This is a genomic window from Bacillus sp. ISL-18 (assembly GCF_018613415.1).
In the GTDB taxonomy this organism is placed as follows: Bacteria; Bacillota; Bacilli; order Bacillales; family Cytobacillaceae; genus Neobacillus.
On the sequence record NZ_JAGGQG010000010.1, the window covers coordinates 294299 to 308094 of the forward strand.

Genomic DNA, 13796 nt, shown 5'->3' on the forward strand with positions numbered 1-13796 from the left:
ACCGTATCATGATAGGAGATTTTTTATTTAGTTTCAACAAACAAAACTTTTTATGATGTTATTAATTTGGTTAAATCCAGCCTCTGAAGCGGCTGGCCTCTGCCATTTTCCTTACCCCGACCATATAGGCAGCAAGCCGCATATCCACTCTGCGAGTTTGTGCAGTATCATATATATTCATAAATGATTTGACCATAACTTTTTCTAGTTTTTCTTCTACTTCTTCTTCCGTCCAATAATAGCCTTGGTTGTTTTGAACCCATTCAAAATAGGAAACCGTAACGCCACCTGCTGAGGCTAATACATCTGGAACAAGCAGAATACCGCGTTCAGTTAAAATTTCTGTTGCCTCCAAGGTTGTTGGACCATTGGCAGCCTCAACCACAATTTTCGCACGAATATTATGAGCATTTTCAGCTGTAATTTGATTTTCAATAGCCGCAGGAACTAAAATATCACAATCCAGCTCAAGTAATTCTTTATTCGAAATTGTATTATTGAATAATTTTGTGACAGTTCCGAAGCTATCCCGTCTATCCAATAAATAGTCGATATCTAGTCCATTAGGATCATATAATGCACCATAAGCATCTGAAATACCGATTACGATAGCACCAGCATCATGCATAAACTTTGATAAATAACTTCCTGCATTTCCAAAGCCTTGGACAACTACCTTGGCTCCTTCAATTTGAATGCCTTTCTTTTTGGCAGCTTCACGAATACAGATGGTCACCCCTTTTGCGGTTGCAGATTCTCGACCATGGGAGCCTCCTAATACAAGCGGCTTTCCTGTGATAAATCCTGGAGAATTGAATTCATCAATTCGGCTATATTCGTCCATCATCCAGGCCATAATTTGTGAATTAGTAAATACATCCGGAGCGGGGATATCCTTTGTTGGTCCAACAATTTGACTGATTGCTCTCACGTAGCCACGGCTAAGTCTTTCAAGCTCTCTAAAAGACATGTCCCGCGGATCACAGACAATTCCGCCTTTCCCTCCGCCATATGGGAGATCGACAATACCGCATTTCAAACTCATCCAAATCGAAAGGGCTTTCACTTCCGTTTCAGTTACATTAGGATGAAAACGAATACCGCCCTTTGTTGGCCCGACTGCATCATTATGCTGTGCACGGTATCCAGTAAATATTTTAATAGAACCGTCATCCATTCTGATTGGAATTTTGACTGTCAGCAAACGTAATGGCTCTTTTAAAAGCTCATATACTTCTTCAGGATAACCTAACTTTTCAAGGGCTTTATGTATAACGGTTTGTGTTGATTTCAACACATCGTGGTGCTCTCCCTCTTGATTAGTTTGACCATTTGCTTTTTCGGCAACCATTTAAAATCCTCCTAGAAAATGCTTTACGAATGTTGTCTTCTTTCAGAGACAAGTATACACGTTTCATTGATTTATGCAAGAAGAAAAACCAAGACTAAATCTTAATTTGTAAACGCTGCGATAAAATTTAAACCTCTCAAAATATGGAGGTTTAAAAGACTTTTAAAGGGGCGTCCGCCCCTTTAGTGTGGTATTGATCCAATCAAGTTATTTAAAAAAATGAAGAATTGTTTCAACAGCAAATTGTTTCATCACAGGCTTTCCATATTCAGCAAGAACGTATGGACTTAGAATAGATGGGTTACCGAACTCCGATAAAATACAGGCAGCCATTTCTTTTTTATCAGATTCGACCTTATCCATTTCAAGATAATAACGGTTATGCATGGCATAAAGGGTTCCGCCATAAATGTCGACAATTGATAGTCTTTTGGCTAGGCCGACTAGATCCTCAAATTCATTGAACTCATATAAGAGAGCTTCACAGCCTTCAACTCTTACCTGCATTTCAATATAACCATCGTACAATAATTCTTCGTCATCTTTTACTTCATCAACGGTAATGATTAAAATCATTCCTTGAGCCTGAAGGGAGAAAATTTCTACAGCTACAGAACCCTGGATATCAACATCAAATTCCTCACTTGCCTCTTCGAGCATATCATGAAAGAGCTGATTCCATTTACTTGAATCCTTCCAAATATCCTCTTTTGAAAGTCCTCTTTCAAATAAATCATCAGAGGTTAAAAATATTTTTATTTTATTGGCCGTTAAGCGTTCTAAGCGCATGCTTTTGCCCCCTGCCGTGACGTAACTCTTGTTTTCAGTGTATGCCGCAGGGAACTATTGGTGAATTGTCTATCTCAGCCTATCTTTTCTAAACCTCGTTTAAGTGTAATAAGATGAGTTTCAGCAGGAGCTCCTAATCGCAAGGGCACAGTCGTTGTTCCATAGCCGTTACTAATTAACAAGATTGTATTTTTAAGCTTTTTTAACCTTCCTCTTGGATACGGGCTATACCCCAAAATATGTATTTGCCCTCCATGGGTATGTCCGCTCAGTACCAGCCTAATATTATGCTCAGGTAAAATCTTATCTGTAATGGTTGGAATATGACTAGCTAATATTTTAAAACTGCCCTCCTCGGCATCCATAAGGGCAAAATCAAGCCGGTCTCGCTCCTGGCTGCAGTCATCAACCCCCAAGAGAGATAATTTATCCCCATGATTTGACTCAAAAGTAACGGCTGTATTATCCAGGACCTTTATACCCATATCGAGCAATATCGCATCCAATTTACGAAAATCCACTTCATAATCATTGTTTCCCCAGACAAAATAAGCAGGCCCCACTTGTTTTAATTTCCGTAAATTTTCCTTTACTTGCGGAAAAGATACCCCTTTTTCAGTTAAGTCTCCTCCGATTATAACAAAGTCGGCTTTCCCTTTTACATTCTGAATAATACGATCGGAAATAACCCGTCTATGAATATCCGAAATAAAAAAAATGGTCACCTTCCCAAACGAGTCAGGAAAATCCGGAAAGGTTACCTCATGCTCTACCACTTTATTTAAAAAGGCCTCTCTCACCATAAATAAGAAGAGAAAGATACCTCCCAATAACAATAACACGACTATCCCCCATATAATCAACCTGTTCTCCCCCTCTTACAGTTCTACGGAAATCATACCATAAAGACGATCTAAACTAAAAAAATCCCCCCATACAATGTATGAGAAGGATTTCCTTTCTTTCCCTTGATTTTAATCCTCATGTATATCTAAAATACGGAAGCCGTGTTCTTCGAGTTTCCTAGTAAACCTGTCAATATTATCTTTCTTTTCAATCTTCATCACAATCCTTCTTACAAGCTTATCGGTTTCATCGAATGTAACAAGGGAGATGATATGCTCATGGAACTGATGGGCAATTTCTGATAGCCGGGCAATCCGTCCTTCCGTCTCCACTGATGTAAAAGCAATCCTTACGCCCGGTCGATTTACACCAAAAGCACTTTCAAACGAAGTTAAACAATCGGATCGTGTGACTACCCCAAGAAAGGTTTTCCCTTTGTCGACCACAGCTAATAATGGGAAATCCTTCAGGTCAAGAAGTGTTTTTTCAAATAATTCTCCACCTAGCAAAAACTGATCTTCATGGGATGCAATATCCCCCACCACTGTCGATGTTAGATAGTCATCCTTTTGTTTCCCGGCCTTAAAAAAACCTTCATATATATTAAATCTTGTTACAACACCTGCATATTTATTACCCATTAAAACAGGGAGCCCATCAATTTGGTGTTTCTCTAACAGCTCCAGTGCATCCTTAAGGGATACTTCAGGTTGAGTGGTAAAACACTCATGCTTGGGGATCATAATATTTTTAACAAACACTTACCATCACCTCATAAATTAGTCCTATATCCATTATTATACATCTACCATACCATTAAAACCCCTCATATTATTAAAGCTTTATGTCATGTAACGGAAATACTCTCATAAGATTAAATGATATCGAAATTAAGGGAGGGCAACTATGAATACACATTTTAAAACCTATCATCCCTATGCTAGTCCGTTTGACCCTTGTCCACCAATCCTTGAAAAAGCATACTCCACACCACCCAATTTATATATGGGCTTTCAGCCGCCAAATTTACCGCAATTCACCCCACTTGAAGCACTTAGGGCAGGGACATTGTGGAAAGCCTTTTATGATCCTTGGTTCAGCCCGCTTGAACCAGGTAAAGGGGGACTCCCGCAATGAAACAGGTTCCTGCAGAATATTATCAACTAATGGAACAGCTTCAAGCTGTGGACTTTGTATTAGTTGAGTTAACCTTGTACTTAGATACACATAATGATGATCAAGAAGCTATTAATCAATTTAATCATTATGCCAAAGAAAGAAAACGATTAAAAAAATTATTTGAGAGCCAGTTTGGACCTTTACAGCAATTTGGAAACAGCTACTCTGGATATCCTTGGAACTGGGATGATTCACCATGGCCATGGCAAGTATAAAGCGATTCAGTATAAACGTATAGGGGAGGGTCAAACATGTGGATATACGAAAAAAAGCTGCAATATCCTGTACGAGTTAGTTCATGTAACCCAAGATTAGCTAAATATTTAATCGAGCAGTATGGCGGTGCCGATGGAGAATTAGCAGCTGCACTCAGGTATTTAAATCAAAGGTACACAATTCCTGATAAGGTAATCGGCCTTTTGACGGATATTGGAACCGAAGAATTTGCTCATCTCGAAATGATTGCTACTATGGTCTATAAATTAACGAAAGACGCTACACCTGAACAAATAAAAGCTGCAGGCATTGAGGATCACTATGTCGACCACGACAAGGCATTATTCTATCATAATGCCGCTGGAGTACCTTGGACAGCTTCCTATATCCAGGCTAAAGGGGATCCAATTGCCGACCTCTATGAGGATATTGCCGCTGAAGAAAAGGCGCGGGCTACCTATCAATGGATTATTAATATTAGCGATGATCCAGATTTAAATGATGGATTAAGATTTTTACGGGAAAGAGAAATTATTCATTCACAGCGATTCCGTGAGGCTGTCGAAATCTTAAAAGAAGAACAGGGCAAAAAGAAAATCTTTTAATTCGTAATAAGAAGCAGTTGAAGATCTGCTTCTTATTTTTTTTCATGGTATAGATTAATATCATATTGCTTTTTCATTATTTCAAAGACAATATGCCGGTTTTTCCATTCCTCTTCCTTTTTCCACAAATCCTTGCTCCGATCAACAATTTCGCATCGTAACTCTTGATATTCCTTTTCCTTCTTTTCCTTTTGCTGTTTCAACAAATTCATTGCCCCAAACCCGACAATTGTGAATGCCAGCAAGTAAACAGCAACCGTATCATTTAATACCGCCGACAACATGGCTAAAAAAGAAAATGAAAATGGTTTTATGAAAGTAATATAGAAATACACAGTAAAAATAAAGGCAAAAAAGAGTGTTGCATAAACCGATAGATAATGCCACATTTTTATATCATCAAATTTCTTCTTTCTCTTTCTTACATTCTCTAACATTTGTTTGGTTGCCTGATCGGTATAATCAAGTTGCTGAATTGGTGTATCCATCTTTGTCCCCTCCCTATTTCGATATATATATTTATGTTCTTGTCCTATAAATTATGTTGGGAAACAAAAAAAACCGATCAAAGATCGGCTAGTTTAATGGTATTTTGAGTACTTGACCAACATATATATTCTCATTTTGCAGATTATTAGCTCTCTTGATAATGGTAACACCATTTTTAGAATGGTAATACCTTATCGCTAGTTTAAACAATGTTTCTTGAGGCTTTACCTTATGATAAATAATTTTACTTTTTTTTTGAGGTGCAGTTGGTATGGGTTGACTTTTTACTGCCTCGATTGGCTGACTATTTTTATCTGATACCTGCTGATCGGCTGTCCCTTGGTTTGAAGTTGGCAAAGACGTTCCAGCAGAGCTAGTCGCTGGCTCCACAATCTGTGTGGAAGTTCCTAAACTTTTTTCCTCTGGAGCCGTTAACTTTTCATCATCTTGAGCGGATTTTGATGATTCCTCCTTCAGATCTTCATTAACAGGAATAGACTTTTCAAGATTAATGGTTTCATATCCCACTGAACTTCCAGAAGTTTTTTGCGTTCCAGTGACTTTCCCGCCGCTATCCCGGTAGGAAATGACACTAAAAATAATGATAGGAAGGAGAATAAAACATAAAACTAAAAGCCGGATAACAGGATATTTAACCTTCCATTTTGTTTTCTTTCTCTTTTGTCTGTGGACCTGCTCCCTTGGCGGCAGTTTTTTATTGTCACCATCCACTTTTTCATTTATTTTTTGAATCCGTTGTTTTAATCGTTCCGCTTGGTCTCTGTATGGTTCTTCTTTATTCACAGAGCTGCTCCTCCCTGTTCTGATCATCTGTTGTCTTTCTACATTTTATATATACTCCCAGAAGAAAGTCTATGACAAAATGCATCATAATGGTCACTGCTAAATTTCCAGTCCATTTATAAATAAATCCTATCAAGAAACTTAACAGAATAATATTCAAAAAGAGGTACCAGTTAAAGAGGTATCGATAATGAATAATCGCAAAAATAATACTTGCCATGATTAGACCAACTTTTGTTTGGATAATTCCCCGGAAAAGCAATTCTTCACTAAACGCGACAAAAAAAGCAATGACAAATGTATGAACTACATGTCTGTTTTTAAAGATTCTCTCATTTAATCCCCCATCATCATAATAGGAAGCAGGCAGCCATTTCATTAACAAAATATCAGCTATTACAATGAGTACTCCTGCAGGAATACCTATTGTAAGAATATGACCGTCACTCAAATCTATATTTTGCAGATAAGAAAAATGATCAAATAAAATAGCTCCCAAGATAAGTGAAATAACTAAAAGGATGACTTGCGTAAGATATAAGTGATATAACAGCTCCTTATCTGTTAAATCTGTGATTATTTGGTTATACTTTCTTTTCATTTACTCAACTCACAATTTAATTAGAATTTTGGCAAGGTAATCCTTCCAGTTCTCTTCCTCTTCACGAGTTTGTATGGATGGTGTATTTACATCTGTTTGGTAATCATTTAAATTTACGCCGCATATATCACAACAGCATGGAATCTTCTGGAACCTGTCTTCGGCAAAGTACTGTAAAATAAATTCTCGTCTGCATGTTTCGGCATCGACCAGTTTTTTCATATAGAAGATATTATCATGCTTTAGTTGAAATCTTTCCCTCACAAACTCTTTTAGTGAAGTTTTTAACTTCTCAAGATTAGTAATCTGGTGATCTGAATGATTTACATATTCCTTTATGATTCGCCATTGGATTTCTGAAAACCCGCCCAGTGTACTTAACTCCTGATTTAGTTCAATTACACCATCGTTTAACATATGCTGATTGATTAAATTGGTAAATAACCAATCGATTTGCTGCTCAGATGGCAATTCACCCTCAACAAGTTGAAAAGGAAGCTGCTCATCACCTGGTGCATATAAAAGAATGGCAACACTGGGGCGCCCATCCCGCCCCGCCCTTCCAATCTCCTGAAGATACGACTCAATCTGCATCGGCATATGGTAATGGATAATAAAACGAATATTTTCTTTATTGATTCCCATACCAAACGCACTTGTTGCACACACAACATCCAGTTGATTGTGAATAAACTGCTGTTGAATCAATACTCTCGTTGTTGCATCCAATCCCCCGTGATAGGCCATTGCTTGGCAAATCCCTTTTTCCATTAAGAGAGACGCCATTTGATCAGCAGCCTTTTTACTAGAAAAATATATAATACCAGGTTTTTGCAGTTGGGATACAAGCTCGATGATTCGATTTTGCTTAAAATGATAATCAGTTAATTTTTCAAAATGGAAGGCTATGTTAGGCCGATCAATGGTTGATTCTATTTTGCTGATTTCATCATTTTCGAGCCCGAGGGAAGTTACAATATCTTCACGCACCTTTTTGGTTGCAGTTGCAGTAAGGGCAAGGGTTAAGGGAAAGCCTAATTTCTTGCGGATATCACCTAACTTTGAGTAGTCGGGCCGGAAATCAAATCCCCATTGTGAAATACAATGAGCTTCATCTACAACGAATAAAGAAATGGTAAGCCCCTGTAAAATCCTAATAACAAAAGGAACACTTAACATTTCAGGGGAAATAAAGATGAACTTATAATCTCTTAAATGGCGTAGTACCTTATTTCTCTCTGTCAAAGGAAGAAAAGAGTTCAACGCAACTACTCTTTTTTCTCCCAATCGCTTCATTTGCTCTACCTGATCCTGCATTAAAGATAGTAATGGAGAAATAATCAAAATCTGCCCACTAAAAATATAGCCAGGTAATTGGTAACACAAGGATTTTCCTGTTCCTGTCGGGAGCATAGCTAATGTATGCTGACCAGAAAGTATGGAGGTTATAACCTCTTTTTGTCCTTTTTTAAAGGTAGAATAACCAAAGTGCTTTTTTAAAAGAATTTCTAATTCCATTTTTCATCACCATACTTCGCCAGTACTAACCTTATTTGAAGATAAGTCACAGCCTTCAATTCATCCTTTATCCGCTTTAATTGTCTCGTTCCTATACTTCGAGAAATTTCAATAATATTTGTTTGTAACTCCTTATCTACATATGGATCAATAGAGAAGTTGGGGAGATGCAAGGCAAATTCAACGAGATGATCTTCTATTGTACTTAATTTTAAGTTTCTTAAATCAGCAATGTTTTCAGGTGGGTTTCCCTGTATTAAAAAATTCCAAGTTTTCCTTGCAGAAATAGTTAATTCATCATCCTTCTCTAAACCCTTCAAAAGAAAACTTAGTATATGATAGCTATTAGAATCCTTAATTTTTTGAATTAAATAATGCAGTGTGTTAATAAATTCAAGCTGGTAATCGTGAAGGACCATTTCTCTCTTTCTTGCTGCTTGGACTGCCGTCAATCCTATTTGCTGGAAGCCCGTTAATCTAAACACTAAAATAGCCGGGTCTAAATCCTTAGCCCCGTTAAAACAGTCAAGTATTTCTGAAAATAACATGCTGCCTAATTCATTTCTAGGTACTTGTATTTCTATTAACAGCGATTTAAGCCAATTATGGACATCTTTATTTTTTTGAATAGGAATGTATTTGGATTCCTCATAAACGAGATTTGAAGCGACCTGAATAAGAAACGACAGTCTTTCCCAAAACAGCCTTGTAAATGAGTGAAAATTCCAGCCATTTAAATAATGGTTCATTGACGTATTTTCTAAATGCTCTAATCCTGAAACCGTCAATTGGTACCTTTGTTCACCACAACCATCAATTAAGTTCTTTCTGAATAAATCTTCTGTGATTTGTTCGAAATCTTCTCTTGTTAATGTCTCATCTACACCAAAAAATTCCTTCAAGGAGAATAAGTGGGCATCTTGAATGGTTTGGGATGACTTTTTTCCATTTAGTAGATGATAGATAGAATAAATAGTTCGTTCGTTATTGAGTTGTTTTAAACAATATAAAATAACGGTTTCTAATTGTAGCATCATTTCCCACCACTTTTACCCATTTATTCGACAAAAATCCTCATTTTTTCTTATTTTATTTTAACATGAATTTTGTATAACTGGTTGGTTAATAATGAAGAAGTTTCATCAAATTGATCTCATTCAATCATTTCACTAATATCATTTTTCTATTGAAAAGTTGACCATACAGCTTTACAATAGGAATGAGTAATTCGTTTCCATAACTGTGAAGGAAACAGGGAAGCATATTATCTGTTATTTACTGGGAGGTTTTTTTTCATGGCAAAGTATACAATTGTTGACAAGGAAACTTGCATCGCATGTGGTGCATGTGGCGCAGCAGCACCAGATATTTATGATTATGATGATGAAGGCATTGCATTTGTAACTCTTGACGAAAATGAGGGAATTGTTGAAATTCCAGATGTATTAATCGATGACATGATGGATGCTTTCGAAGGCTGTCCAACTGATTCAATCAAAGTTGCTGACGAGCCATTTGACGGTAACCCAACTAAGTTTGAATAGAATCATCTTTAAGCTACTGTAAAACCACACCTCGTCTTCTTTAGACGAGGTTTTTCTATTTGGGACACAACAACAAGAGCTGCCAAATGGCAGCTCTTGTTGTTGTGTTATGCACCCTTTACAACTGAAAATTTATTAATCCATGCTTGCATTTTTATAAACAATAGCATGAAGATACCTGACATCATGACACCTTTTAGGATATTAAAAGGTAAGATTGCTGGAACGACCAAATTTCTCATATCTGGAAATCCCATGAGTAGTGTGTAGGCAGGAAGGATTACGAGATAATTTAAAATACTCATAACCACAGCCATAATGGATGTTCCGACTACTAACGCAATCGTCATACCCTTCTTAGTTTTAAGTTTATTATAAACAAATAATGTTGGAAGAACAAAAACAATCCCTGCAATAAAGTTTGATATATGGCCTACAGGTATCCCGGTTTGACTTCCAGTGGCAAGATAGTTAAGCACATTTTTGAAAAATTCTACTAAAATTCCCGCAAGCGGTCCAAAAACTAATGCAGCAATTAACGCTGGGATGTCGCTGAAATCGACAAATAGAAAATTTGGGAATATTGGCAGTGGAAAATTTAATAGCATTAATAAATAAGCGATACTGCTCAGCATTCCAATTGAAACATAAGCTTTTACATTTAACCTTTTTCTTTTTTCCATTTTCCTCTCTCCTTTTTGATCCATCATGTTAGGAAGAGAGGTTCAGCATATAGACGACCCAGGTGACTAAAAAATCCCTCAAGAAGAATTACTTGAGGGATTTTACAAAGGCACGCTTAATAAACATTCAATGTATCAACATTTTTTGAATGTCTGCAGAACCTCCATCTTCTCCCATCCAGACTATACTGTCGGCTTTGGAATCGCACCAAATCCTGCCCCAAAAGGCTCGCGGGCTTAAGAGCACTGCTCTAATACCGCCGATCGGGAATTTCACCCTGCCCCGAAGATAGATCGTTATTTAATTACGATTTTATTATACTAAAGAATATACATTTTGTTAAGAAATAAATCTTACATCCTTATTTTCCATCCTATAATCTAAAAAGAATCCGCAGTCTAAGGGCTGCTGATTCTTTTTATTTAAGGTACCATTAGTATCTGGTTAGGTTTAATAAGATCTGATGTTAAATGATTGAGATTTTTAACTGCCGATACAGTTGTATTCTGTCTTTGGGCTATAGAGGATAAGGTATCCCCTTCTTTGACCATATACTTGTCCAAAGGTTGAGAGCTGTTTGTACTGTCATTCTGCTGCAAACGCAGCAGTGAACTTGCTGCTAACACCGAATCACCCATACTTGCAATTCCTGCTTGTACTGATTCTCCAACATCCGCTTTACCTAATAGCTTTTCAGGATTCATTGCAAATTTTTTATCATATCTCCATTCCAGTTGATGAGCTTCAAAATGCAGATGTGTCCCAGTAGCTTGTCCTGTTCTTCCCATCCTTCCAATAACATCGCCTTGTTTGAGCATTTGACCTTTAGCCACATTCCGTCTATTTAAATGTGCATATACAGTTACAAAATGACTTGGATGCTTAACAAAAACTACATTTCCATATGTATTAGAATAATAAGACTTTTCAACAACGCCATCCTCAACGACGAGGATGGGTGTATCTATTCTGCCAGCAATATCGATTCCTTTATGCCTTCCCTGCCTTGTTCCATATGTATCTGATATGATGCCGTCTGCCGGCCAAATCCAGTGGTCATTGATGCCTCCTGCGTCTTGTGTCCCTGCTGCTTCCGAATGTTTTCCTCCTAAAAATAATAAACTGACACAAAGCGCCATAATAATGGCAATTAAAAATCTCTTTATGTAGTCACGCATTCCTTTCCTTTCCTCCTTGTATATTGTACTCTCCTCCACACCATATGTTATATGGGTCCTATTTAGAACGAATCGAATAGTAAGTTTTATGGGGAGCGTAAGCATATTTGTTATAATTTGGAGACCTATCGGATTTTATTCATAAAAAAATCAACCACAAGGGTTGATCGGCATTTTTATGGTATATTCCGTAAATTAGGAGCAATTGGAACGTTAATTTCTTTCGTAAGATCAAATGGGCCAAGATTTGCTAAAGGAGAATTTCTTACCCTGACCTTTTCAATGCCAAACTCTTTTGCTGTTAAGAGTAAAGCCTCGAAAGATAAGATTGATTCCTGATTATCCTGTAAACTGGAGTTAACATCGAATGAAAGATCCATAATTTTATTAGAAATTGATACATGATCTATTTGAGGGAAAGTCTGTAAAGAACTTTTCAGCCCCCCTGATTGGTCTGTTTTCATTGCTTCAAAAGCAGAGTTTATATTGTTATACGTTTCATTTGATGGTGCTAGGAAAGGTAATTTACTGTCCTCAGGGAAATATAAGAAATAGGCATGATTATTCTGAGAAGCAACATCGATTTCTTCCTTCCTGCCGATATTTCCTAACTCGATACCGGGTAAACCCTTTGTGGTAAACTTAATTTTTTTACAATTACTATTGGTTGATATGTCCTTTTGTACTACACTAATAAAATTCGTTTCAGTAGTGGAGCCTTGACCGTATTGATGATCGGCAGGAACATCTACTATTACTGTATTTCCATCTTTCTCGAGTTTCATAGTTGCATTTAGAGGATAGAAGTCTGCTAGCCCCCACTCCTCCTCCTGTAAATTGGCCATTAATGCAGTATAGTTAGTAAGCCAGGATTGTCCAGAACTCTGATTGGTAATAATTGAAACGGGTATAAGTATTTGGGCTTGTGCATCTGGTACCCAATAGGTTAAAACAGTTCCTTTGCCAACTTGATCTTCGTAAATGGCTGTCTTAACATTTTCCGTTTTAAGCAAATTAGCCTGCTGGGTCTTATTAGTTTCGGCTTCTTTGGATGAAGCCTTCTCTTTTTTGAAGGCACTGCTGTCCTTTTGCATAGCTGTATTACCACTAGACGCTGATTTTTCTTCTGCGCTTTCATGAGAGAAATGCATTCCCCCAATCAACTTTGGCATTAGTATTAGGAAAAGCAGCAAGGCTGCTGTAGCAGCTAGGCCTGGTAACACCCATGGTCTAATCCTTTTTCTTTTAAGAGAAATATTTTGGTAAATGTCACGAGGATCGCGATGATCATGTATTCTGGGCATTTGTCTTAATAGTTCTTCAAGCTCTCTATCGCTCCACTCTGACTTTTTCACTAGTTAATCCCCCCTTTTCATAAAACATTTCCATATGTCTTTTCAATACTTTCAAGGAGCGATGTTGAGTTGTTTTCACTTTACTTTCTGTCCAGCCAAGGACTCTAGCTGTTTCCGATATCGATAAATCCTGCAAATATCGAAGAACGATGACAGACCTCTGATCGACCGTACAAAATTCTAGACATCTGTATATCCCTTTTATCTCCTCATTTTGGATCGTAATCTCCTCTGGAATAGGGTATTCATCCTTTACCTGATTGGTTGACCAATCAAACTTTTCAAGCAATCGATCCTTCCACCCCTTTTGTTTACGGAAGTAATCAATTGCAACATTCCGAGCAATCGAAAAAAGCCATGTTTTCTCACTACTTTTCCCTTGAAAACGGTCATAAGACTTAAATACCCGAATGTAAACCTCTTGGACAAGATCCTCAGCCTGCTCCTTATTTCTAACCATATAAAATAGAAATTGAAAAACGTCATGATGATATTTTTGATAAAGCTCATCGAAAACGGAGTCCATCCATTCCCCTCCCCGTTCATTACTATTAGTCGATATATTTATTTAAAAAGTTTCACTCATCTTAATATAGACTTTTCTTGGATAAAAAGGAAGATATTATCAGAAGATCAA

17 protein-coding genes and 1 riboswitch are annotated in these 13796 nt (G+C 37.2%); of the genes, 4 read left to right on the plus strand and 13 right to left on the minus strand.

Annotated elements, in window-relative coordinates; genetic code table 11:
* Positions 1–70: 70 nt before the first annotated feature.
* The 4 genes from J7E81_RS14475 to J7E81_RS14490 all read right to left on the minus strand — a co-directional run bounded on the left by J7E81_RS14475 (position 71) and on the right by J7E81_RS14490 (position 3747).
* Entirely contained in the window at positions 71–1351 is a 1281-nt protein-coding gene (locus J7E81_RS14475; protein WP_215043186.1) for a Glu/Leu/Phe/Val family dehydrogenase, read from the minus strand.
* Between the two features lie 207 nt (positions 1352–1558).
* Positions 1559–2140: a genetic competence negative regulator gene (locus tag J7E81_RS14480; protein WP_215043188.1), complete on the minus strand. Its 582-nt coding sequence runs from the start codon at positions 2138–2140 to the stop codon at positions 1559–1561.
* Positions 2141–2214: 74 nt separating this feature from the next.
* Positions 2215–2943 (minus strand): metallophosphoesterase, encoded by a 729-nt coding sequence (locus tag J7E81_RS14485; RefSeq protein ID WP_215044376.1) that lies wholly within the window; start codon positions 2941–2943, stop codon positions 2215–2217.
* A 171-nt stretch (positions 2944–3114) separates the two neighbouring features.
* The gene (locus J7E81_RS14490) at positions 3115–3747 is read right to left on the minus strand and encodes a CBS domain-containing protein (protein ID WP_215043190.1); all 633 of its coding nucleotides are present in this window, start codon (positions 3745–3747) and stop codon (positions 3115–3117) included.
* 145 nt (positions 3748–3892) lie between these two features.
* Between J7E81_RS14490 and J7E81_RS14495 the strand changes: the two genes are divergently transcribed.
* From J7E81_RS14495 to J7E81_RS14505, 3 genes are read left to right on the plus strand one after another with little or no spacing between them, the layout of a single operon-like run.
* On the plus strand, positions 3893–4123 hold the full coding sequence (locus J7E81_RS14495; protein ID WP_215043192.1) for a spore coat associated protein CotJA: 231 nt from the start codon (positions 3893–3895) through the stop codon (positions 4121–4123).
* On the plus strand, positions 4120–4380 hold the full coding sequence (locus tag J7E81_RS14500; RefSeq protein WP_215043195.1) for a spore coat protein CotJB: 261 nt from the start codon (positions 4120–4122) through the stop codon (positions 4378–4380). The genes J7E81_RS14495 and J7E81_RS14500 overlap by 4 nt, the downstream gene beginning before the upstream one ends.
* A 36-nt stretch (positions 4381–4416) precedes the next feature.
* Positions 4417–4986, plus strand: a complete 570-nt coding sequence (locus tag J7E81_RS14505; RefSeq protein WP_215043197.1) for a manganese catalase family protein — start codon at positions 4417–4419, stop codon at positions 4984–4986.
* A gap of 32 nt (positions 4987–5018) precedes the next feature.
* Here the strand turns inward: J7E81_RS14505 and J7E81_RS14510 are convergent, their stop codons facing one another.
* From J7E81_RS14510 to J7E81_RS14530, 5 genes are all read right to left on the minus strand, one after another.
* A complete protein-coding gene (locus J7E81_RS14510) occupies positions 5019–5474 on the minus strand; it encodes a DUF2663 family protein (RefSeq protein ID WP_215043199.1) in 456 nt (151 codons plus the stop codon).
* Positions 5475–5562: 88 nt separating this feature from the next.
* Positions 5563–6279, minus strand: a complete 717-nt coding sequence (locus tag J7E81_RS14515) for a LysM peptidoglycan-binding domain-containing protein (RefSeq protein ID WP_215043201.1) — start codon at positions 6277–6279, stop codon at positions 5563–5565.
* Positions 6272–6880 carry a CPBP family intramembrane glutamic endopeptidase gene (locus J7E81_RS14520; protein WP_215043203.1) on the minus strand — a complete coding sequence of 203 codons (609 nt, stop codon included), beginning with the start codon at positions 6878–6880 and terminating at the stop codon, positions 6272–6274. Before J7E81_RS14520 ends, J7E81_RS14515 begins: the two co-directional genes overlap by 8 nt.
* Positions 6881–6889: 9 nt before the next feature.
* Positions 6890–8398, minus strand: coding sequence for a RecQ family ATP-dependent DNA helicase (locus tag J7E81_RS14525; protein WP_215043205.1), 1509 nt, complete (start codon positions 8396–8398; stop codon positions 6890–6892).
* Positions 8389–9435 carry a YpbB family protein gene (locus J7E81_RS14530; RefSeq protein WP_215043206.1) on the minus strand — a complete coding sequence of 349 codons (1047 nt, stop codon included), beginning with the start codon at positions 9433–9435 and terminating at the stop codon, positions 8389–8391. Before J7E81_RS14530 ends, J7E81_RS14525 begins: the two co-directional genes overlap by 10 nt.
* Positions 9436–9693: 258 nt before the next feature.
* Here J7E81_RS14530 and J7E81_RS14535 point away from each other — a divergent pair, with 258 nt between their 5' ends.
* Positions 9694–9942 (plus strand): ferredoxin, encoded by a 249-nt coding sequence (locus J7E81_RS14535; protein WP_215043208.1) that lies wholly within the window; start codon positions 9694–9696, stop codon positions 9940–9942.
* Between the two features lie 107 nt (positions 9943–10049).
* Here J7E81_RS14535 and J7E81_RS14540 read toward each other — a convergent pair whose 3' ends face one another.
* From J7E81_RS14540 to sigX, 4 genes are all read right to left on the minus strand, one after another.
* Positions 10050–10625 carry an ECF transporter S component gene (locus J7E81_RS14540; protein ID WP_215043210.1) on the minus strand — a complete coding sequence of 192 codons (576 nt, stop codon included), beginning with the start codon at positions 10623–10625 and terminating at the stop codon, positions 10050–10052.
* A 162-nt stretch (positions 10626–10787) separates the two neighbouring features.
* Positions 10788–10920: riboswitch (FMN riboswitch) on the minus strand.
* A gap of 128 nt (positions 10921–11048) precedes the next feature.
* Complete coding sequence (locus J7E81_RS14545; protein WP_215043212.1) at positions 11049–11804, minus strand: peptidoglycan DD-metalloendopeptidase family protein; 756 nt, start codon at positions 11802–11804, stop codon at positions 11049–11051.
* 176 nt (positions 11805–11980) lie between these two features.
* Positions 11981–13159 (minus strand): negative regulator of sigma-X activity, encoded by a 1179-nt coding sequence (locus J7E81_RS14550; RefSeq protein WP_215043213.1) that lies wholly within the window; start codon positions 13157–13159, stop codon positions 11981–11983.
* Positions 13134–13685, minus strand: a complete 552-nt coding sequence (gene sigX / locus J7E81_RS14555) for an RNA polymerase sigma factor SigX (protein ID WP_215043215.1) — start codon at positions 13683–13685, stop codon at positions 13134–13136. The genes J7E81_RS14550 and sigX overlap by 26 nt, the downstream gene beginning before the upstream one ends.
* Positions 13686–13796 lie beyond the last annotated feature (111 nt).

Excerpts from the sequence above, each read along its gene's own strand:
- J7E81_RS14485 (WP_215044376.1), bottom strand. The coding sequence starts at position 2,943 with ATGGTGAGAGAGGCCTTTTTAAATAAAGTGGTAGAGCATGAGGTAACC.
- sigX (WP_215043215.1), bottom strand. The coding sequence starts at position 13,685 with ATGGACTCCGTTTTCGATGAGCTTTATCAAAAATATCATCATGACGTT.
- J7E81_RS14525 (WP_215043205.1), bottom strand. The coding sequence starts at position 8,398 with ATGGAATTAGAAATTCTTTTAAAAAAGCACTTTGGTTATTCTACCTTT.
- J7E81_RS14480 (WP_215043188.1), bottom strand. The coding sequence starts at position 2,140 with ATGCGCTTAGAACGCTTAACGGCCAATAAAATAAAAATATTTTTAACC.
- J7E81_RS14505 (WP_215043197.1), top strand. The coding sequence starts at position 4,417 with ATGTGGATATACGAAAAAAAGCTGCAATATCCTGTACGAGTTAGTTCA.
- J7E81_RS14530 (WP_215043206.1), bottom strand. The coding sequence starts at position 9,435 with ATGATGCTACAATTAGAAACCGTTATTTTATATTGTTTAAAACAACTC.
- J7E81_RS14535 (WP_215043208.1), top strand. The coding sequence starts at position 9,694 with ATGGCAAAGTATACAATTGTTGACAAGGAAACTTGCATCGCATGTGGT.
- J7E81_RS14495 (WP_215043192.1), top strand. The coding sequence starts at position 3,893 with ATGAATACACATTTTAAAACCTATCATCCCTATGCTAGTCCGTTTGAC.
- J7E81_RS14520 (WP_215043203.1), bottom strand. The coding sequence starts at position 6,880 with ATGAAAAGAAAGTATAACCAAATAATCACAGATTTAACAGATAAGGAG.
- J7E81_RS14545 (WP_215043212.1), bottom strand. The coding sequence starts at position 11,804 with ATGCGTGACTACATAAAGAGATTTTTAATTGCCATTATTATGGCGCTT.
- J7E81_RS14540 (WP_215043210.1), bottom strand. The coding sequence starts at position 10,625 with ATGGAAAAAAGAAAAAGGTTAAATGTAAAAGCTTATGTTTCAATTGGA.
- J7E81_RS14475 (WP_215043186.1), bottom strand. The coding sequence starts at position 1,351 with ATGGTTGCCGAAAAAGCAAATGGTCAAACTAATCAAGAGGGAGAGCAC.
- J7E81_RS14510 (WP_215043199.1), bottom strand. The coding sequence starts at position 5,474 with ATGGATACACCAATTCAGCAACTTGATTATACCGATCAGGCAACCAAA.
- J7E81_RS14500 (WP_215043195.1), top strand. The coding sequence starts at position 4,120 with ATGAAACAGGTTCCTGCAGAATATTATCAACTAATGGAACAGCTTCAA.